Consider the following 19782-nt stretch of genomic DNA (forward strand, 5'->3'; position numbering starts at 1 on the left):
GCGGTGTCGGCGGCGACGTTTGGCGACCAGCCGGCAAAGATGTGGTGTCCGCTGGGGACACAGGGTTGCGCGCGCCCCCGTCCTAACTGACGCACCCGTAAACATCGCAGGTTGCGGGCCGTGCGACTGCTAAGCTGCCGACTGCACGGCTGGGTGTCGGCGCTCTGCCGCGAAATGGTTCGCGGCACACCAATGTTCTCCCGGGATTATCAAATGCACTCCTACGCGCGGGATTTGGACCTGGAAAAAGAAGATGCCTGAACCGTTGGCAGTCGATCCCTTTTTTCTCGAACGTGCGGGCATCACATTGCAGAGCCAGGTGTTGCCGGTGCCACCGCCGCCGATCGTCGCCGAAGGATCGGATGCGGCGTCGGAAGCGATCAATGTGACGATGCCGATCATCGAAGCTCCGGTCAACGATGGGTTGCCCGCCGCCCAAGTCGCGATCAAAGCGACCGGATCCAAACTCGCTGCCGCGGCTCGCATGTATGCCGAAACCGACCAGAGGCTGGGCAAGAAGCTCAACCAGGTTCGGCCCGATAACGCCGGGTCCAACTCGCCGTCGAACGGCGTCGAAGCCACATTTCGATCGGGTGGCACTCAAAGCCGGCTGGCGAGCCCGTCGCCTGACGCCCCCCATCCGGCGGCCCAGGCGCCGGCGTCGGAATTTCATGCGCAGCCGCCATCGTCCGGATCCGCGGAGGACTCGCCGGTATTGACGGCAGCGCCCGATGGGCCTGGCCCGTCGACCTGGGATGTCGCCGATAACGAACTCTCGGCTTCGCTGAATCCGGACGCTCCCGACGAGTTCTTCAACTCGACGGGGTGGACGGACCCTGGCGATGCGGACGTGTCGGAGGCCGGTGTGCGTCCCGAAGCCTGGGAAGGTTCGGATGACACGGACTTTGCGGACGGGGTCGAGGAAGCTCGCCCGGATCTGGACTCGTGGGGCGATCCCGAGAACCCCGCGGGTCAGGACACCTTCACCGATCAGGACAGCGCGACCGACTCCTTGACGGATCAGCTTGCACCGGACAATGAGCAGTTGCCGGCCGGCCTGCAGGGTCCAGCGGATCCCGCAACGGACGAAGGCGCATTAGCCACGCAACCGGCGACTGCGGGCCAGCCCGGACCCGAGGAATCGGGAACAGGTACCCGCACATCGGACGATCGGACAAAGTCGGGCGATCCAAAGACACTCGGAGATACGACACCCCGCTCGAGGCGACCGGAGCCGATGCGGGCGCAGAGTCTGGGCGCAACCGGCAAAGGGCGGATGGCGGTCTCGCAACCAGGCGGAGGTGCCAGCGGTGGAGGCGTCCCGCAATCGTTGACGGGATTGACGAAGCCGTCCGGCATGCCCCACGCACCTGCGGCCGGCCACGCCCATCCCGAGCATCATCCCGCGGTCACGCCGGCCTCGGCGCCCGGCCAGCATCTGCCCCCAGCGTCGGCAGCCACGGGAGGCAGACACGCCGCACCGCTGAGTCCGTCGACTCCACCCGGTCCGTCGCAGCAGCTGCCGACTCCGCACCTCAGTCCACCGGCTGCACCGGCGGCGCCATCAGGCACGCCGGCATCGATGCCACCGGGTGGTGGCGGAATCGACGGCGGCACCGGCGCGGCGGCGCCACCCATGGCTCCCGGCGGGCCGCCCGGCCCGTCGCGGCCGGTGGCTCCGGCCGCAGCCAAGGACGGCGGTACGCCGGACGGGGACGCCGGGCCGAAGCCGCCGGCTAAGTCGCCCACCCCACCGCCGGTAAGCAAAGACGGTGCCACGGCGGGGACTCCGGTGTCCGCGGCACGCGCGGAACGCGATGCGATCGCCGAGGCCACCGCCGCGGACGCGAGGCGTCGCAACGGGGCGGATCCCTTGCAGTTGGCCCGGCGCATCGCGGCCGCGTTGAACGCGCCCGACACCCGCCCCGAGCGCCATTTCGGCTTCTACTGGGTGACCGGCGTGACGACCAGCGGTGCGATCGTGATCGCCAACAACTACGGGATGGCGTACCTCCCCGATGGGATACAGCTACCCGAGCCGGTGCACATGGCCAGTGCCGATGACGCCATCCCGCTTACCGATCGAGTCCGCTGGATCACCTATCCGATGGTGGCCGTCAAGGGCTGGGCCGACCATCGCGATGAACAGCTGCGTGCGGTGATCGCCACCGCAGAGCAGTTCGGCGAGTCCGACCCTGGCGTGACAAAAGTTGTGCTGGAACCTGACGACATCCCTACCAGCGGCAAAATGACCGGCCGGTCCCGATTGGCCGTGGTCGATCCCCAAGCGGCCGAGCGACTGGCATCCACGCCAGATCAGCGGTTGGCCAACCTGCTGCCGCCGGCCGGGACTGAGGCCGAGTTGACCGATCAAGAGCAAGATATGTTGTGGGTCGAGGTGACGACACCCTTGCTCAGCGACCATCCCAGCCGTCAGGCCGCACATCTACGAGCTTTCATGATCTATTCCGCCGAAGCCGAAGAATCCGCCCTCAGGCGCGCGCACGGCAGCACCGATTCGCCTGCCCGGCGCAAGGCGGTGGCCGACTGGCTCTATTGGAAACGCATCATCGGACTGCTGCGAGCACTCCTCCAAGAGGCTCAAGCCAGCAGCACTCGATGAAGACTCCATGCCCCGTACGAGTAGCTTCTCAGGGCAGCAAGTCTGCGGTCGCTTAGGGCAGCCGAAGACGCGTGCGTCAATTAAGCTATCGCCTGATATCCCCGCTCGGCTGTTGTCACACAACACAGTTGACCTCAATCACTGCACCGCTAACTCGACGGACACCGTGTAGGTACGGACGATGGCCGCCGCTCCCACCCGTGGTGGGCGCATGGCAGCCGGATGAGGATTCACCATGACATCGATGAATGTGGTGCCCGCCGAGCTCTCGCAGAGAGCCAGAGAGATAGTGCAGCCGCTGCCGCAATGGCCAGAGGTAGCGCCGAAGGCACTGTGTGAGCTCGACGCGGCGAAGAATGGCGCTATCGCACTTCAAGAAGGCGCGGATGTGATACTCGACGCCCTCGGGCAAGGCCAACGGCGATGGCAAGCTCTGGCCCAGGCGGTGATGGGTGCGGCCAATGCCTACGAAGGTGTCGACGAGAGCGCGGCCAGCAGCCTGGATTTCGATAACCCAGGGTCGGCGATTGAGGTGAAAGAGCCTGGCGTCGCGGGCAGCCTGACATTCAACAAGCTGGTGCCTGCGTCGTCGCGGAATTACACGAGGATGAAGGAAACCGTCTACCATTCGCAGGCGAAAAAGAGGCTAGATTACGGGCTGACCAACCGTAAGTTCGGGCTTAGTTTCGATGAGGACTTCATCGATCGCTTTTTTGAGACTCAGACGGCGCGTTACATAACTGGTGGGGAATTAGACTCAAAATTTCTAGATGTCAAAACTGTGGCACAACTACTCGAATCAGGTAACCGAAACTCGTTAGATCTTTTCCGGTACGAATGGTCTGAGTACGAGAAAAAATTGCGCAGTATCACCACTCGGTTCCGAGGTTTTAACGACTGGGAGGGCGAAGCGGCCACCAAGGTCGAGAAGTACTTTCAGCGGCATGCGGAGATGATAAGAAACCTCGAGGGCCTCTGCCGGGCACTGAGCCAAAACGCCCAGACCGTCACCGACGCGTACACCACCGCCTGCGCTAACCATCCCAAGCTCAAAGATATAGACGCCATCTACCGCAGGCTAGATTCGTCCGCGAAGGCAAGCGCGGCTGAGTACGACAAAGCCATGGCGGAACTAGAGAAAATGCAGCAAACTTCTCAGGACGTATTAACCGCCTATCGGAAATCGGTCAATAATTTGGCGCCGCTGGATAAACCCGCGGTACCCGATCGTGTCGACGGCGATTTGTTTCTGACCACCGAGCAGATATCGGAGCGAAACCGAAAAAAACAGCAAGAGCAATTGAAGCGGGACACGGCCGCCCTGATCGACGACATGACAGAAGGCCCCGGCACGATGACGCAGCCTGATGCTGCCGCCCTCGCAAACTCGGCCGGCATGGGCGCGACCCGCCCACCGTCGCTGCCGTCACCCCAGAAACTCCTGAGCGCGGTGAACCAGGCGGCGACCCTGGCGAAAGGGATGGGGCACAAGCCCGCACCGGGAGGCGCCGGAACGGGCCTGCCGCCCCTGGATCCGCACGCGCCGAAGGTGTCGCCGGCTGCTGCGATGCCCGGTCGAGGTGGCGGCGGCGTGCCGTCGCTCGGCGGTGGACTTGGCAAAGCGCCATTGCAGCCCCCCTCACTACCGGGCGGCTGGCCAGGCGGCAGCCCAGGGACCGCAGCCGCCAGCTTCACTCCCGGCGTTGCCGGCGCGGGTTCGCACGGCGGGGCAGCCGGCGCCGGTGGTGGTATGGGTGGGGCCCCGATGGGTGGCATGGGCGCTAAAGCCCAAGACAGCGCCGGTAAATCCAAGCGAGTGGGTGACGACGACTCGGCGCTCTATACCGAGCAGCGGGCGTGGACCGAAGGCATTATCGGCATTACCCCGCGCAAGCTCGGCCCTACCAGCAAAGAAGGCTAGGCCGCCGAGCGAACGCTCAATCGGTGTCGGACGCGTAGCGGCTGGCGAACACTTCCGCCCGGGATTCCTCCGCCTGTTCCGGCGTGGGTAATTCCTCGAGAGCCTGTCTGACCACGTCGTCATTCAGATCCCTGTCGAGTGCCATTCCCGTCATGAAGGCGCTCACCATCGCTCGCTGTACCGCGAGGCCCTTCTGGCGGGCGAGGTCGGCGATGGCCAATATCTCGTCGGCGAGCGCCGATTCGGCCATGCTCGCCACCTCTGACGACAGCTTCAGCTGCTGGACGCTGCCATCCAGCTGTGCCGTGACGACAATGGTTCGGGACGGGTTGGCCACCGTAGCGAGAAATTGGCTCGCTTCGTCTTGGTCGGCTCCATCCGCGTCCCCGGCACCGCTGACTTGGGCACGCATCGCGTCGCCTTCGCCGGCGACGCCGTCATCAGGTTGCGTGGGCGCCCAGGCGCGCAAGTCCTCAATGGTTGACTCCTGGGCGCCCCCATCGCTCGCTGCGGAGAAAACCAGGGCCTGCACATCACTGTCGCGGTCGGCGCCCGGCTGGCTGAAGTCGGAGAAAGTCAGGGCAGCGATATCATCTTGGCCATCGTCGTACTGCGGCATCGATTTCTCTTTCTTTCTAATCAGCCGTTGGTGTCTACTTGCTGCTTGAGAACACCGGCATGCGACTCATCGGTATTCCGATACATGGCCGACGCGGCCTGAAGGCTTGCCTGCAAATCGGTTATGGCTGCCGTCATTTTCGTATGCACGTCCGCACGGTTGTTGCTCAGTACTTCGAGCATGCGGTAAACGGCGATGCGCGAGGAAAAACCGTGAGTATCCTCAATTTTGTCGGGGTAACCGCCGACATGCTCGGGCGCATTAAACCCGGCATCTATCGCCTTTTTCGCCTCGCCGAGTTCATTCTTGAGTGCTGTCAGTTCCTCCGGTGTGACTCTTAGTCCGTCCACGGGGTACCTCCTTCAAGAGATTGTCAGATACACGGTTCTTGGCGCGCTACACCGCACTCGTGGGCGATGTTGGCCGCTGCGCGTGTCCCGCGACGGCCGTTGGGACCTCGATCGGTGCACGCCGGGCTGCTTCGGCGCCTTCCGCCGCTGCGGTGTTCCCCTTGCCAGCGGCCTCCTCGCCACGCGCGTCAGTCTGCTTGGCAGGCTTTGGGATCGGGGCACCACCCACACCCGGCTTGACGCCTTGGCCTGAATGGCCGGTGCCCGCGGTCGCTGACGTCGCCGCCGTCGCAGGCGGGGCCGACGGCGTGGATGGAGTCGAGACCGTTCCGGCGCCACCAGGCGTACCGCTGCCGCCGGCGACGGGGTACGACGTGGCCCTAGCCGTTGCGGCACCACCAGCTACGGGGTACGACCTGGCGTTCGAGGAATTGCCCGCACCGTCGGGAATCCGTTGAAAACTCGAAAGTTTGGAAGTCGTACTAGTGCTCGCGGCCGCAGCTTGCTGAACCGGGGTGGATTTTGCCGTTGACGGCACCAATTTCGCGGCGGCGTCGTATTGGCCGCCCGCGAGGCTCGCCACAGCCGCGGACTGCGATAGCGTCTCGACGGTATGGTCAGTCAGGAAGCCGGCGATCGCGGTCATCGCAACAGCAATCGTCCCGAGCTGGAATTTGCGAGTAACAGCCATCGCGTCTCGTTGGGCTAGTTTCGCCGCAGCTGGATTTCCCTCTGACAAATAGAAAGTCATCCGGCCCGCCCAGGTTTCCGCGTATATGACGAGAGCAGGCGCCATCGCTACCATCAGTCCTACTTTTGTATAAGCAAATTTGCTTCGTAGATTGATAATTCTTAAAGCCTGGCTTTGCACAGCCTCCTGCATTTTCGCGTCGGCTTGTTTGACTTCTATCAGAGCTTGTTGCAGTGTTTTAACCGCGTTGCGGTACGCCTCCGCCGCCGGGCCGGACCACTTCGATTCGTCCGGCATAGCTAATCGCAAGCTCTTGATCGCTGAATCGAAACTTGCGGCTGCGCCTGCTTCGGTTAGCGACAGCCCTTTGTCGGGAGACGAAAGGCCATTCAGAAAATCTAGGACCGCAATGACGGCGATCGCGTTTTCCAACCATTGTAAGGGTTTCGCCTTCATAAAATCGCCTAAGGATCCCCAAAAATCATCCCCCTTAGCTTCTGCGGCCGCGGCAAATATCAGCGTTGGAAGGGTCGAGGTAATATTGGCGACCATGCTGCCGTATTCTTTGTCAATCTTATTCTTGTAAGCACCCTGACCGCTGGCAGCAGCCTTAGCGACAGCGAGATAAAAAGCGTTGCTTACCAACGGACTTGGCCTCCTGATACTCACTGGACCCGCACAAATCGGGCAGTTTTCCGCAACCGCACACGCCACCCGTACGAAGACGCGATCGTCCGCATGACCCTAACAAGCACCAGTCCGCGCCGCGTTCCGAATTCCGGTGAGTCAGACAGCATTCAAACGCTGTACACCTACCAGCACCGTTAGCCGAGACACTTTTGGCGCCATCGGCTATCTTTGGATCCCTCGCGAGAATCAAAGGATTTCATATGACCATGGGGCCCGACGCGGCGTTAACTGACACGCAGCAGCAGCTGGAGCGCTCCATCTCCGCTGTTGAGGACGAGCGGTATCGGGCGAATACCCAAACCTTCACGGCCACAGACGAAGCCGCTACCGTCGAAGTAGTCGTCAACGGACACGGCTGGCTGACCGGCCTGTACATCGAACCGGGCCTGCTGCGCCTGGGTGTTGAAATGGTTCGGCAACGCATCCTGCAGGCCCTGTACACGGCGCAGGCCGCAGCGTCAGAGGCCGGTGAAGTTGCCGCCGAGCAACTTCACCAAACGCTCGCAGCGGCCCTCGACAAGCTCGACCAGACGGTCGGAGACCTCGCGACGTAGCGACCCTACTCACTCGTTAAACTGCTTGCTGCACAGTATTATTCGTAGTTCATCGGCAACCCGCCGACGACACATTCAGGCACGAGCACGCGGCCGGCATAGTTACGCACAGACCCCTATCGGGCCAACGTCGGTGAAACATCACGGGTTGCGCGGCGAACAACTGCTAGGCTCCCGTCAGCTCAGCGTTGCGTTCGCCCGCCGACGTGAGCCTGTTCGCGATCGTGGTGCACCAATTCTGCCGGGGGTATCGAATGCGCTCCGATACAAGGGATTTGGGCGATGCCTGAATCCTTGATCGTCGACCCCGCCTATCTCGAGGCTGCGGGCGCCACTTTGCTGGGCCAGGTTCTACCGACGGCGCCGCCACCGCTGACCGCCAACGGATCGGATGCAGTGTCGACGGCCATCAACGTGACCATGCCGATGATCGAGGCACCGGTGGTCGAGGGGCTGCCCGCCACCCAGGCCGCTATCAACGCTGTGGGGTCCAAAATCGCTGCCGCGGGTCGCATATACGCCGAGACCGACCAGAAGCTGGGAGGCCAACTCAACCAGGCCCACTTCACCGGCGGTAAAGATAAGGTCGCACCCCCGCCGTCCAGCTCCACGAATTCCGCACCCCAGGCACCGGACAGCGGCCCCAAGCTATCTGCGCCATCCCCGACGCAGGACCAGCTACCGCACTCGACAGCGCTGACCGCGGGCGGTCCCGGTGCGTCGGACCCCGGTGGCGCCGGCCCGGCGACGTCGCTGAACCCGCAAGCGCCGGAGGATGCCTTCGACCCCGCACCGTGGTCCGCCCCGGCTGATCCGGACGCGGACGAGGTCCTCAACTCCATGGGGTGGAACGCTCCCGCGGACCCGGACGCATCCGCCGGTGCAGTGAAACCCGCCTCGGTGGACGGGTCGACGGATTCCGGCGGCGCGCTGACGGATCAGGACGCGTCCGGGGAACCGCAAAACCCGACGGACCAAGAGGTAACGGGTGGTTCGGGGACCGACGATGGTCCGGGGACCGACGACGATCCGGGAACGGCGGTTGGCCCGGGGACGGCCAACGACCCGGCAATATCGGAGGTGGCGGGACCGGGCAGCCAAAACGGCCAGGGTCCCGGCACGCCGGATGGCGCGAAAGCGCCGGCTGACCCACGAACCTCCGTGAATCCGGCGTCGCAAAAAGACCGCCCCGCGTCGGCTCCTCCGCGGGGTGCGGGTGCCGCCGGTCGAGGGCTGTTTTCGGTTTCACCAGCCGGCGCCGGCGGGGGCGGCGGCGGAATCCCGCAGTCTCTCGCAAGCTCGCCGAAGCCGCCCGCCACACCGCACCGGCCCGCGGTCCCGCACGCGGCGCCCGGGCACCAGCCTGCCGCGTCGCACGCAGCGGCTCCGGGCCCGGCGGCGCGACCGATGCCGGTCGGGCCGGTCGGCGCGCACGCCGCGCCACTGAGTCCGCCCGCGCCCGCGGCTCCACTGAGTCCGACCACCCCACACGCTCCGTTGGCGCCGGCGGCGCCGCAGGCTCCGGCTCCGCCCTCGGCGCCAGACGCGGGTGGAGGCACGGGCCCGGCGGCGTCCAGCCCTGCGCCGAGCATGCCATCGCCACCCGCGTCGCCGGCCATCTCCCCCGCGGCTGCCGATCCGCCCGCGGACACCGGTTCGAAGCCGGCAAGTGGACCGGCCGCCGCAGCGTCGGTGCCGCGCACGCGGGAAGCCTTGATGGCGTCGATCCCGGTGTCACCGGCGCGCGCCGAACGCGATGCCGTCGCCGAGGCCGCCAGCGCTGAAGCGTCGCGTCGCGACGGCGTCGATCCGCTGCTGTTGGCTCGGCGCATCGCCGCCGTGCTCAACGCGCCGGGCAGCGGCGGCGAGAACGATTTCGGGTTCTTCTGGGTAACGGCGGTGACCACCGAGGGCACGATCGTGGTGGCCAACAGTTACGGCATCACCCACATCCCGGATGGGCTTCAGCTACCCGAAGTGGTCGTCATGGCCAGCGCCGACGACGAGATCCCGGCCGGCGAGCGTGCCTTCTGGGCGACCTACCCGGTGATGGCCGTGCGGGGGTGGGCAAGCCACCACGGCCTGACGCTGCGGGCGGTCATCGCCACCGAGGAACAGCTGGCCGAGTCCGATCCCGGCGTGGAGAAGGTGGTGCTGCAACGGGACGACATCCCGGACAGCGCGGAGATGGTCGGCCGGACTCGGTTGGAGGTAGTCGACCCACAAGGGGCCGAATGGCTAGCGGCGATCCCCGATCGGGATTTATTGGACCGCCTACCACAAGCGCCAGTCGACGACGACGCGGAGGCGGTAGGACCGTTCATGCTGTGGATGGAGGTGATGGAACCGATGCTCAGCACTGCTACCGGACGAGAAGTTGCCCACCTGAGGGCGTTTCATACCTACGCCGCTTTCGCCGAACGCGCTGCGCTCAAGAAGGCACGCTTGCTGACGGACCCGGATTCGCGACGTTCTGCGGTGGCCGACTGGCTCTACTGGAAGCGCCTCGGCATCCTGCACGAAAATGCTTTCACCGACCCAACGTACGTGCGACGAGTGGCCGCCTTTTACGACGAGGCCGCGGCCGGCTATTGATCCTCCTCGCCGTCCTGCATTCGTCGATCGGTGACTTGATTTGTGCGACTGCGCTTTTCGCGGACGGCGACGTTGGGTCGAATACTCGCGTATTGCGCGCTCAGCGGCCGGATGTCGATTAGGCTACCGAGCGTGATGTCGGGGTTGCCTCGGGCGGACAACCCTGATCGGCGCTTTTTGTTTCGGGGCGGACACGCGGGCCGGTTTGCCCACGCGGCGGTACGCGACGATGGTTGCCACTCCAATTCGGTTGGTTTGCGGCAGCCGGGAGAGGACTCGCAATGAGCAATCCCAGCAAAATGAGCGTGGAAGCGTCCACCCTGTCGAGAAGATCCAGCGAGCTGGTTGAGCCGCTCGGCAGGTGGCCCGGGAACACACCGGAGCCGCCGAACCGGCTGGTGATGACCAGTAATGCCATTGTTGCCCTGCAACGGTCCGTCGACAACATGGCGCATGTGATCAGAGCAGCCCAAGAGGAGTGGCTGCAATTAGCGCGATTATTGATCGACGCGGCGACCGCGTATCGGGGCATGGACGAGGACACCGCACGCCGCATCAAGTCGTACTGGACCGTGGCGTGGGCGGCGCCCGAGCCCACATCGAAGTATGACCTGCAAGCCGAATACCGGCGCCCCCCGCCGGCCGGGTTCACCCCTCAATACAAGCTTTCGCCGCTGCAGCACGCCGGCGATTACTACGTGCACAAAGTCAATTCTTCTTATAAGGATATTGACACTCTCTTTGTGCGGGTCAGAGAAGCTGCCGACCAAATCCATTATTCCGCGGGCGCGGCGACTCCAAGTCTGAAGGTGACGAAAACTTCGCTCGACCCGAACGCCAATGCTTGGTCCAATTATGCGGACGCCTGGCATGTCTTCAGTGGATCGCTGGTACGCGCCGAGGATCGATTCCGCCGTATCAGCGGATGGCGCGGCGATGCTTCTGACCAGGCTCATCAGCAGTTCGAGCTGCAGTTGAACTGGTTGCGAAGCACCGCACAGAACTGCCGGACGATTTCCGAACAGTCGCAAAAGATCGCTGACGCGCATCGCCTGCTGCACGCGGAGCATCCCACGCCGGGCGACGTGGCCAAACCCTATACCGTGATGGAGAAAGGCAACATCACCCACTGGCAATGGGTCAATGCGAAAAAAGAGCTCGAAGAATTGCAGAAAAAATCAGAAGAAGTACTTAGGAAATACCGGGAGCGCGCCGGCATGCCACTGGCGCCACTGAATCCGGCAGTGCCGCCCAGGGTCGCCTCGGATTTCAAGTCGGCCGAACAAAAGGCGGACGAGAAGGCGGCAAAGGCTCAGACGCGCTCCATGGAGCCGATCCAAGCGATGCTGAAAGCACAGAGAGAAGAGACGGAGAAGGCCCGCGCCGAGGCGCGTAAGGCACAACAAGAGGCACGAGAAGACGCCCAAAAGGCACGGCAAGAAGCACGCGAAGAGGCGCAAAGGGCCCGGCAGGAAGCGCAGGAAAAGGCGGACGAAGCGCAGGCAAAGGCGCAGGAAATGCAGAAATCCATGACCTCGAACTTCGCCAAGTCGATGAACGCCCAACAGGCAGCCCTGGCCAAGTCGATCGGTGCGGCCGGTCAGGCTGGTAAAGCAGGCATGCCGAAGGTCCCCTCCGTGTCGAAATTGATGGGCACGGTAAACCAGTTCGCGAACATGGCAAAAGGAATGGCCGCCAAAGCGACGCCCCCGGTACCCCCGGGCGGCACCAAGCCGGGTGTGCCGTGGGTGCCGCCGCTGCCCGCAGGCGGGCATGTACCCAACGTGGCGCACGGGGCTGGGGCGGGCGGGACGATGGGCGGCGGGATCAACATACCGGTCGCCGGCGCCGGCGCCGTCCCGTCGACGCGGGTGGAACATCCGCTGGCGCCCCCGGTCCACGCTCCGGTGCAGGGCCCCGGCCTACACGAGGGAGGTCCGCGGCCCGCGCCCGCCTCGGAGCTCGCGCCTCGCATGCCCGGATCGACGTCGGACTCCGCGGGGTCTCATGTCGCCAAGGCCGGCGCCATGCCCCCGATGCCCGGAATGCCCCCGCAGGACCAAAATGCCGGCAAAGCTAAACGCGTGGATCCCGACGACTCGGCCCTCTACACGGAGGAACGGCCGTGGACCGAAGGTGTCATCGGCCGTCGGCCACGCAAGGTCGAACCTGTTGCGCCTCCGCCGGAAGCCGCCGACGGCCCAAAGTGAGTCAGGTGGTGGCAGTCTGGCGCAGCCGGCAGGCCACCTCACGATCGTCGCGCGCGGACGCGCGGTGTCGGGCCGCGTAGGCCAAATATTGGTCACGCTGACGGTCGCAGCGCTCGCGTTCGGCCAGGCCCTCGAAGGCCTGCGCCGTCCGGTCCTGACTGGCCGCGGAGTGGTCCAAGCTGATTGCCGCGGCTCGCTGCGCTGCTCTGGCCCGTCGGAACGCTTGCTCCGCGCGCGCACCGGCACGGAATGCTTGTTCGGCGGCCCAGGGCTGGGGGACGGATTCGGCCCCGGGGCCGACGCCGGGATAGACCATCGTCATGTCCTCTCCTCGTCCGCAGTGTTGACAGCGCGGTGAGGCTGAAACGCCGTTTCGAACGATCAGTCGGTATTGACGTAGCGATTGGCGAACACGTGCGCTTGTGCCGCCTCGGCCTGTTCCGGTGTCGGCAATTCCGCGGCCCCCACGATGAGTTCGTCGTCTACTCCGTCGCCAGGACCCAACCCCAGAGCCCGCACGGCATCGACGATGAACGCCTGCTGGCCGGCCAGTCCTTTTTGCCGGGCCAGCTCGGCCATGGCAAGTATTTCGTCAACCAGCGCTGCCTCCGTCATGCTCGTCACCTTCGGAGAAAGTTCGATCTGCACGACGCTGCCGTCCGGCAGTGCGGTGATCGAGACCGTTCCGGGAGGATTGGTCACCTTGGCCAGGAAACCGGGCCCTTCATCGTGTTCTCGCTCCGCGTCCACGGTTTGACCCGTCCCCTGAACTCGCAACGCATCGACACCCGAGGGCGCATCGACATCGCCGCCGGCTGCGAAAGTCAGCGCTTGCCTGTCGGCGGTCCCGTCGTCGTCAGCACCGGATTGGTGGGTATCGAAGAAAACCAGGGCGGAAACGTCATCCTGGCCGTCGTCGTCTCGGGACATCGCTTTCTCTTTCTTCGACTCGTGTACCTCGGTCAGTTGCCAGCATCCAGCTGATGGTCAAGGACATCACGCTGCGCCCCATCGGTCGCCGCGTACATCGCCTTGGCCGCCTGCAGCGCTTGGTCACACGCTGTCAGGCATTCGGCGAGGCGCGCTTGCACGGCGGCGCGGTTCCCATCCAGCGTTGCCATCATGGCGTTGGCGCCCGCGCGGGCGGTAAGCCCGTGGCTGTCTATGAGTTTGTCGGGGTATCCGCCTGTCACCGATCGTGGTGCCCCGAAGGCCGCGTACACGCTTGTACGGACGGCGGCAAGGGAGGTGCGCAGGTTGTCGATGTAGGTCGGATCGACGATTACATTTTCCACAGCGCCGGTCTCCTTGAAAGAATACTCTTCTCTTGCAACGGTTTTGGTTCTCTAACGACTGGCCGCGCTTGCATCCGGCGCCTGCTCGCCGGTGTCGGCCGCGACGTCGATCGGCGCACGCTCGGCACCCGCCGCACCCGCAGCCGCTCCGAAATCGGCGACGTCTACCTCGGGCGCGGACTCTGCGCCCACGGCCCGCTCGGCCGCAGCCCCCGTGTCTTTGCGGTGTCTCGCGGGCTGCGACACCGCGGTTGGTGCCGGCTGCGACACGACGGGCGGCGTGAACGCCGGTGCGGGCGTAGCCGTTGCGGCGGCCCGGGTCGACACTGCGGCCGGCGCTTCCGGTGTCGCGTGCTCCCTCGCCGGGAGACCGCCGCGCGCCCACGTGCCGGTCGCCACGGCGTGCCGCCCCGACGGGGCACCCGAGATGGTGCCGCCGGCGGCCGACGGCGTGTGGAAGTCGGGAGCGACCGATCCCCCGCCCGCTGTCAACACCGCCTGAAGGGCATTCGCCGGATTCGGCATCGTCAAGGCGCCACGGGCGGCGTCATACTTGGCCGGCACGGCGGCCTGCATGGCGGCAGCGTTCGACGCGACTTTGTCAATGTGAATTCCCGTCTCGACCCCGAGGGCTCCGAGCGCGGCCACGATGAATGCAATCTGCCATCTCTTGGTAGTTTGCAGAGCAATGATCTGAGGAGTAAGCGGGGGAATCCAGAGCACGTTTTCGGCCGAGGCAGCCACCAAGGCATAACCGTAGATCGCCCAGGCCACCGGAATACAAGCGGCGAGTGCAGCTTTTGTATATCCGAATTGCTGTCGCACATTGAAAACCAGCTCGGCTTCGGATTTCACATAGCCTTGCAGATCCTTATCGGTCGATTGCACCGCTTTTATGCACTCTTGCAACTCGTGGATCAGCTGACCGTAGGCGAGCGACGCCTTACCGGACCAGCGCAGTTCATCAGGCGCCGCGAGTTTCAGGTTAGCCAGGGCCGCATCGAAATTCGGTTTCGCCGCGTCCGTCAGCACTGTCCCCTTGTCGGGTTTACCGAACCCGTTGAACCATTCCAACAGGCTGACCAGCGCTACGGCATTCTCGAGGTAGACTGTTGGCTTCAGTTCGAGCATATCTTTGATGCTGTCACCGCAGAGCGCCTTCAATCCTTCCTGTAGAACCAACTGAAATGTCGTGCCAACACTGATGCTCATATTGGCGATATCGCCGTCGAGGGCGTAACTCTTCCAGGCGCCTGCGGAGTTAGCCGTAAGTTTCAAAACCAGACTGGTTAAGCTCGCCCAGTTCACCATTCGACACAACCCCTTTACACCAGCCGGATCTGTCAACGAGCACGTTGTGGTCGGCATACGCCCGGTGCCGATTGCGTGACGGCATGTGGGCGTCAGCTTAACAACGCCGCCGCTGGGGTCTGCGCGGAAAACTTTCTTCGGTCATCCAGCATTAATGCGTCGTATACCGACGATCGGCCCGGCCGAGCACACAGTCGGTATGCTCCGGCAAAAGCGTGCCGCGAGTGAGGACTTCGGATGACCGGCCAGACCGACCCGCAGGTGACCGAAGCGCTGCAGCATTTGCAGCGGTTTGTCTCGGCCTTCGAGGATGATGCGTTTCGCACGAGCACCGGAACCTTCACTGCCACAGACGAAACCGAGACCGTAACGGTAACCGTCAACGGAGATCGCTGGCTGACCGGCCTGCAGATCGAACCCGGGCTGCTGCGCATGGGCGCCGAAACGGTCCAGCAGCGCCTCAACGAGGCCCTACATACGGCGCAGGCGGCCACGATCGCGGCCGCCGAAGACGAAGAGCAGCAGCTCCAGGACACCGTCGCGGCGGTCGTCAGTGCGCTGCAGCAGCAGCTCGGGGATCTTCAGCAGCAGCCTTAGCCGCGGCGTCCAGGCCCGCCTTGCTAGCGTCGGCCGGTGGCGCACCTACTGGGGGCCGAGGCCGTTCACCTGGAATACCCGACTCAAGTCGTCTTCGATTCGATCTCGCTCGGGGTCAATGACGGCGCGCGTATCGGCATCGTCGGTCGCAACGGCGACGGCAAGTCCAGCCTGCTTCGCCTGCTGAGCGGTCAGCTGGCGCCCAATTCCGGGCGAGTCACCCAGCGCAGCGGATTGCGGGTCGGCGCGTTGAGCCAGGCCGACACTTTGGACCCCGAACACACCGTCGGCTGGGCGCTGGTGGGCGAGACACCCGAGCACCAGTGGGCCGGCGATCCGCGCATCCGCGACGTGGTTGGTGGGCTGGTAGCCGATATCGCTTGGGATGCAACGGTTTCCACACTCAGCGGTGGGCAGCGGCGGCGTGTGCAGCTGGCCGAGCTGCTGATCGGCGAGTGGGACGTCATCGCCCTCGACGAGCCCACCAACCACCTGGACATCGAGGGGATCACCTGGTTGGCCGGCCACCTGCAACAGCGCTGGGCGCGCAACACCGGCGGGCTGCTCCTCGTGACGCACGACCGCTGGTTTCTCGACGAGGTCGCCACCACGACCTGGGAGGTGCACGACGGAATCGTCGAACCCTTCGAGGGCGGTTACGCGGCGTACGTGCTGCAGCGCGTCGAACGGGACCGGCAGACCGCCGCGGTGGAGGCCAAGCGGCAGAACCTGATGCGTAAGGAGCTGGCCTGGCTGCGCCGGGGTCCGCCGGCGCGGACCTCCAAGCCGAAGTTCCGCATCGACGCCGCCAACCAGCTGATCGCCGACGTGCCGCCGCTGCGCAACACCGTCGAGCTGGCCAAGCTCGCCACCGCCCGGCTCGGCAAGGACGTGATCGATCTGCTGGACGTGTCGGTCTCGTTCGACGGACGTCCCGTGCTGCGCGACGTCGAATGGCGCATCGGCCCGGGTGAACGGACCGGCATCGTCGGCGCCAACGGCGCGGGCAAGTCGACGCTGTTGGGGTTGATCGCCGGCACCGTGACGCCGGACACCGGGCGGGTCAAGCGCGGCAAGACCGTTGTGCTCTCGGTGCTCGACCAACAGGGCGATCTGCTGACCCAGTATGCCGACGATCGGATCGCTGACGTCTTGACCGGCCTGCGCGGTGGCTACGAGGTCGACGGCCGCGAGGTAACCCCCACCCAGCTGCTGGAGCGGCTCGGGTTCGAGCGCGGCCAGCTTTCGGCGCGCGTCGGCGAGCTGTCCGGCGGACAGCGGCGTCGACTGCAGCTGATGCTCACGCTGCTGTCCGAGCCGAACGTCCTGCTGCTCGACGAGCCCACCAACGACGTCGACACCGACATGCTGACCGCCACCGAGGATCTGCTCGACTCCTGGCCGGGCACCCTGATCGTCGTCTCGCACGACCGCTATCTGCTGGAGCGCGTCACCGACCAGCAGTACGCGATTCTCGACGGCCGCCTGCGCCACCTGCCGGGTGGCGTCGACGAATACCTGCGCCTGGCCGCCCGGTCGACCGGTGCTGCGCCATCGGCGCCCGCGACACCCGAACCCGAGGCGATGTCCGGCGCGCAACGTCGCGCCGCCGAGAAGGAGCTCGCCTCGGTGGACCGCCAGCTCGCCCGGCTGGCCGATCGGATCGCGGCCAAACACGTCGAACTCGCCGACCATGACCAGTCCGACCACGTCGGCGTCTCCCGGCTGACCGGCGAACTGCGCGGCCTGGAAGACGAGGTCACCACGCTGGAGAGCCGGTGGCTCGAGATCTCGGAAGCACTCGAATGATCAACCGGCCGTGGGGCGTTGCCTCTTACGCAGCGTGACTCCCCAAGCAGCCCAAGTCAATCCGCGTCGCGAGGCACTACAATCGGAATGTTCGGCCACAAGCCGGGTCGGGAGAAAACCATGACGAAGCAGCCGCACGGACCGGTTCGCTACCTTCCCGGCGAAGGGTTGCTCGCGCTGTACCGGCTGCGGGGCCCGGTGATCAATTCCGGCGTCGGCCGGCACGGCTACACCTATCTGCTCGGCCCCGAGGCGAACAAGTTCGTGTTTGCCAACGCGGACGCGTTCAGCTGGGCGCAGACGTTCGAGAGCCTCGCTTGGGTCGACGGGCCCACCGCGCTGATCGTCAGCGACGGGGACGATCATCGCCGTCGCCGCAGCGTGGTGGCGCCGGGGCTGCGCCACCGGCAGATCCAGGACTACGTACAGACCATGGTCTCCAACATTGACGCGGTGATCGACGGCTGGCGGCCGGGCCAACGGCTGGACATCTACCAGCAGTGCCGCTCCGCGGTGCGGCGCAGCACCGCCGAGAGCCTGTTCGGCCCACGCCTGGCGGCGCACTCCGACTTTCTCGGTGAGCAACTCCAGCCGCTGCTGGACCTCACCCACCAGCTGCCCCAGGTCGTGGTGCTGCAGCGGCGTCTCAACTCCCGCGGGTGGCGCCGCGCGATGGCTGCCCGCGAGCGCCTCGACGACTTCATCGACAGCCTGATCGCCGACGCCCGCACCGCGCCCAGACCCGACGACCACATGCTGACCATGTTGATCAACGGTCGCGGCGACGAAGGATACGCGTTGAGCAACAACGAGATTCGCGACTCGATCATTTCGCTGATCACCGCCGGCTACGAGACGACCAGCGGCGCGCTGGCCTGGGCGATCTACACGCTGCTGACCCTGCCGGGCGCCTGGGACGCCGCGGCCGACGAGGTCCGGCGGATACTCGGCGCCCAGGCGCCCACCGCCGCCAACCTCGACGCGCTGACCTACCTGCACGGCGTCGTGCAGGAGACGCTTCGGCTGTACTCCCCCGGCGTGATCTCCGCCCGCCGGGTGATGCGCGACCTCAGCTTCGACGGACACCGCATCCGGGCCGGCCGATTGCTGATCTTCAGCGCCTATGTCACCCACCGGCTGCCCGAGGTGTGGCCGGACCCGCGCACGTTTCGTCCGGCCCGTTGGGACCCGGACGCGCCGGATTACCGCAAGCCCGCACCACATGAGTTCATTCCGTTCAGTGGCGGGCTGCACCGCTGTATCGGGGCGGTGATGGCGACGACCGAGATGACAGTCATGCTGGCCCGGCTGGTGGCCCGGACGACGATGCGATTGCCCGCTCAGCGAATCCGTGCGGCCAACCTCGCCGCGCTCAGTCCCACCCCGGGACTGGTCGTCGAAATCGCCGGCTCAGTGCCAGCGCAGTAGCACGAGCTCGGAGGAGAATCCGGGGCCCATCGCGACGATCAGGCCCGGGCTGCCGCTGGCCGGCGGCTTGGCGATGGTGTCGCGCAGGACGTGCAGCACCGACGCCGACGAGAGGTTGGCGATCTCACCCAGTGAGCGCCAGGTCAGCTCGAGCGCCTCGGGAGGCAGCTCAAGGCTCTTGCCGATCGCGTCGATCACCTTGGGACCACCGGGATGGGCCACCCACGCCTCGATGTCGGCCCTGGTCAGGCTGTGTCGGCTGAGGAACCGGTCGACGTCGCCGGCCAGGTGGCGCTCGATGATCGTGGCGAGCTCCGGGGAGAACACGGGCTGTAGCCCGGCGGGGCCGACGTTCCACGCCATGATGTGCAGTGATTCCGGATAGAGGCGACTGCGGGAATCGACGATGTCGGGCCCGCTGGCACGCAGTTGCCGGTCTTGGTCGGCGCGACGATCGCCGACCGCCACCACGGCGGCCGCCCCATCGCCGAACATCGCGGTCGACACCAGCCCGGATACGGTCGGCTTGACCGTCGGAAATGTCAGCGAGCACAGCTCGACGGACACCAGGACCGCGACGCCGTCCGGCGCGCCCTTCAGGTAGTTGTGCAGGGACGCCACGCCTGCCGCCCCGCCGGCGCAGCCCAGGCCGAACAGCGGAATCCGGCGCACATCCGGGCGCAGGCCGATCCGCCCGGCGATGCGGGCGTCCAGCGACGGCACCGCGACGCCGGTGACGGTCGTGGTGGCGATCAAGTCGACGTCCTGGGGTTGCAGTCCCGCCTCGTCGAGAGCGCCCAGCAGCGCCTCGCAGCCGAGGTTGACGGCATTTTCGATGAAGATTTCGTTCGTTTCGGTGAAATCGGTCAGCGACAGGTATTGCTCGAGAGGCAGCACGAGGTGGCGGCTGTTGACCTTCGCGCCCGCATGCAGGCGCCGGACGATCGCTTCGTGTTCCTGCAAGACCGGGAACTTGACGAATTGGTCGGTAATCTCGCCCTGGCTGTAACGGTGCGGTGGCACGGCACCGAACACACCTGCGATGACGCTCATACCTGACCTCTACCTAAAACGGTTCCCTCCCCATTG

Annotated in this window: 16 protein-coding genes; 8 read left to right on the forward strand and 8 right to left on the reverse strand. The window is 65.3% G+C overall.

Annotated elements, in window-relative coordinates:
- Positions 1-253 precede the first annotated feature (253 nt).
- Positions 254-2623 carry a hypothetical protein gene (locus tag AAHS21_RS15815; protein ID WP_342928559.1) on the forward strand — a complete coding sequence of 790 codons (2370 nt, stop codon included), beginning with the start codon at positions 254-256 and terminating at the stop codon, positions 2621-2623.
- A 235-nt stretch (positions 2624-2858) separates the two neighbouring features.
- Positions 2859-4544 (forward strand): hypothetical protein, encoded by a 1686-nt coding sequence (locus tag AAHS21_RS15820; RefSeq protein WP_342928560.1) that lies wholly within the window; start codon positions 2859-2861, stop codon positions 4542-4544.
- A gap of 16 nt (positions 4545-4560) precedes the next feature.
- Here AAHS21_RS15820 and AAHS21_RS15825 read toward each other — a convergent pair whose 3' ends face one another.
- The 3 genes from AAHS21_RS15825 to AAHS21_RS15835 are packed head-to-tail and all read right to left on the reverse strand — an operon-like array spanning position 4561 to position 6849.
- Positions 4561-5163, reverse strand: a complete 603-nt coding sequence (locus AAHS21_RS15825; RefSeq protein WP_342928561.1) for a hypothetical protein — start codon at positions 5161-5163, stop codon at positions 4561-4563.
- Between the two features lie 20 nt (positions 5164-5183).
- A complete protein-coding gene (locus AAHS21_RS15830; protein WP_342928562.1) occupies positions 5184-5513 on the reverse strand; it encodes a type VII secretion target in 330 nt (109 codons plus the stop codon).
- A 46-nt stretch (positions 5514-5559) separates the two neighbouring features.
- A complete protein-coding gene (locus AAHS21_RS15835) occupies positions 5560-6849 on the reverse strand; it encodes an EspA/EspE family type VII secretion system effector (RefSeq protein WP_342928563.1) in 1290 nt (429 codons plus the stop codon).
- A gap of 245 nt (positions 6850-7094) precedes the next feature.
- Here AAHS21_RS15835 and AAHS21_RS15840 point away from each other — a divergent pair, with 245 nt between their 5' ends.
- The 3 genes from AAHS21_RS15840 (at position 7095) to AAHS21_RS15850 (ending at position 12253) form a co-directional block, all read left to right on the forward strand.
- Entirely contained in the window at positions 7095-7448 is a 354-nt protein-coding gene (locus AAHS21_RS15840) for a YbaB/EbfC family nucleoid-associated protein (protein WP_342928564.1), read from the forward strand.
- Between the two features lie 282 nt (positions 7449-7730).
- Positions 7731-10043, forward strand: coding sequence for a hypothetical protein (locus AAHS21_RS15845; protein WP_342928565.1), 2313 nt, complete (start codon positions 7731-7733; stop codon positions 10041-10043).
- 281 nt (positions 10044-10324) lie between these two features.
- Entirely contained in the window at positions 10325-12253 is a 1929-nt protein-coding gene (locus tag AAHS21_RS15850; protein WP_342928566.1) for a hypothetical protein, read from the forward strand.
- Position 12254: 1 nt separating this feature from the next.
- Here the strand turns inward: AAHS21_RS15850 and AAHS21_RS15855 are convergent, their stop codons facing one another.
- From AAHS21_RS15855 to AAHS21_RS15870, 4 genes are read right to left on the reverse strand one after another with little or no spacing between them, the layout of a single operon-like run.
- On the reverse strand, positions 12255-12575 hold the full coding sequence (locus AAHS21_RS15855; protein ID WP_342928567.1) for a hypothetical protein: 321 nt from the start codon (positions 12573-12575) through the stop codon (positions 12255-12257).
- 59 nt (positions 12576-12634) lie between these two features.
- Positions 12635-13183, reverse strand: a complete 549-nt coding sequence (locus AAHS21_RS15860) for a YbaB/EbfC family DNA-binding protein (RefSeq protein WP_342928568.1) — start codon at positions 13181-13183, stop codon at positions 12635-12637.
- Between the two features lie 32 nt (positions 13184-13215).
- Entirely contained in the window at positions 13216-13548 is a 333-nt protein-coding gene (locus AAHS21_RS15865) for a hypothetical protein (protein ID WP_342928569.1), read from the reverse strand.
- Between the two features lie 51 nt (positions 13549-13599).
- The gene (locus tag AAHS21_RS15870) at positions 13600-14859 is read right to left on the reverse strand and encodes an EspA/EspE family type VII secretion system effector (RefSeq protein ID WP_342928570.1); all 1260 of its coding nucleotides are present in this window, start codon (positions 14857-14859) and stop codon (positions 13600-13602) included.
- A 237-nt stretch (positions 14860-15096) separates the two neighbouring features.
- Here AAHS21_RS15870 and AAHS21_RS15875 point away from each other — a divergent pair, with 237 nt between their 5' ends.
- The 3 genes from AAHS21_RS15875 to AAHS21_RS15885 all read left to right on the forward strand — a co-directional run bounded on the left by AAHS21_RS15875 (position 15097) and on the right by AAHS21_RS15885 (position 18693).
- The gene (locus tag AAHS21_RS15875; protein WP_342928571.1) at positions 15097-15456 is read left to right on the forward strand and encodes a YbaB/EbfC family nucleoid-associated protein; all 360 of its coding nucleotides are present in this window, start codon (positions 15097-15099) and stop codon (positions 15454-15456) included.
- Positions 15457-15492: 36 nt separating this feature from the next.
- Positions 15493-17265 (forward strand): ABC-F family ATP-binding cassette domain-containing protein, encoded by a 1773-nt coding sequence (locus AAHS21_RS15880; RefSeq protein WP_342928572.1) that lies wholly within the window; start codon positions 15493-15495, stop codon positions 17263-17265.
- 120 nt (positions 17266-17385) lie between these two features.
- On the forward strand, positions 17386-18693 hold the full coding sequence (locus AAHS21_RS15885) for a cytochrome P450 (RefSeq protein WP_342928573.1): 1308 nt from the start codon (positions 17386-17388) through the stop codon (positions 18691-18693).
- Here AAHS21_RS15885 and AAHS21_RS15890 read toward each other — a convergent pair.
- A complete protein-coding gene (locus AAHS21_RS15890) occupies positions 18676-19746 on the reverse strand; it encodes a 3-oxoacyl-[acyl-carrier-protein] synthase III C-terminal domain-containing protein (RefSeq protein ID WP_342928574.1) in 1071 nt (356 codons plus the stop codon). The genes AAHS21_RS15885 and AAHS21_RS15890 overlap by 18 nt on opposite strands.
- Between the last annotated feature and the right edge of the window lie 36 nt (positions 19747-19782).

This window comes from Mycobacterium sp. 050272, assembly GCF_039023525.1.
Taxonomy (GTDB): Bacteria; Actinomycetota; Actinomycetes; order Mycobacteriales; family Mycobacteriaceae; genus Mycobacterium.

Excerpts from the sequence above, each read along its gene's own strand:
- AAHS21_RS15815 (WP_342928559.1), top strand. The coding sequence starts at position 254 with ATGCCTGAACCGTTGGCAGTCGATCCCTTTTTTCTCGAACGTGCGGGC.
- AAHS21_RS15820 (WP_342928560.1), top strand. The coding sequence starts at position 2,859 with ATGACATCGATGAATGTGGTGCCCGCCGAGCTCTCGCAGAGAGCCAGA.
- AAHS21_RS15825 (WP_342928561.1), bottom strand. The coding sequence starts at position 5,163 with ATGCCGCAGTACGACGATGGCCAAGATGATATCGCTGCCCTGACTTTC.
- AAHS21_RS15840 (WP_342928564.1), top strand. The coding sequence starts at position 7,095 with ATGACCATGGGGCCCGACGCGGCGTTAACTGACACGCAGCAGCAGCTG.
- AAHS21_RS15845 (WP_342928565.1), top strand. The coding sequence starts at position 7,731 with ATGCCTGAATCCTTGATCGTCGACCCCGCCTATCTCGAGGCTGCGGGC.
- AAHS21_RS15850 (WP_342928566.1), top strand. The coding sequence starts at position 10,325 with ATGAGCAATCCCAGCAAAATGAGCGTGGAAGCGTCCACCCTGTCGAGA.
- AAHS21_RS15855 (WP_342928567.1), bottom strand. The coding sequence starts at position 12,575 with ATGACGATGGTCTATCCCGGCGTCGGCCCCGGGGCCGAATCCGTCCCC.
- AAHS21_RS15860 (WP_342928568.1), bottom strand. The coding sequence starts at position 13,183 with ATGTCCCGAGACGACGACGGCCAGGATGACGTTTCCGCCCTGGTTTTC.
- AAHS21_RS15870 (WP_342928570.1), bottom strand. The coding sequence starts at position 14,859 with ATGGTGAACTGGGCGAGCTTAACCAGTCTGGTTTTGAAACTTACGGCT.
- AAHS21_RS15875 (WP_342928571.1), top strand. The coding sequence starts at position 15,097 with ATGACCGGCCAGACCGACCCGCAGGTGACCGAAGCGCTGCAGCATTTG.
- AAHS21_RS15885 (WP_342928573.1), top strand. The coding sequence starts at position 17,386 with ATGACGAAGCAGCCGCACGGACCGGTTCGCTACCTTCCCGGCGAAGGG.
- AAHS21_RS15890 (WP_342928574.1), bottom strand. The coding sequence starts at position 19,746 with ATGAGCGTCATCGCAGGTGTGTTCGGTGCCGTGCCACCGCACCGTTAC.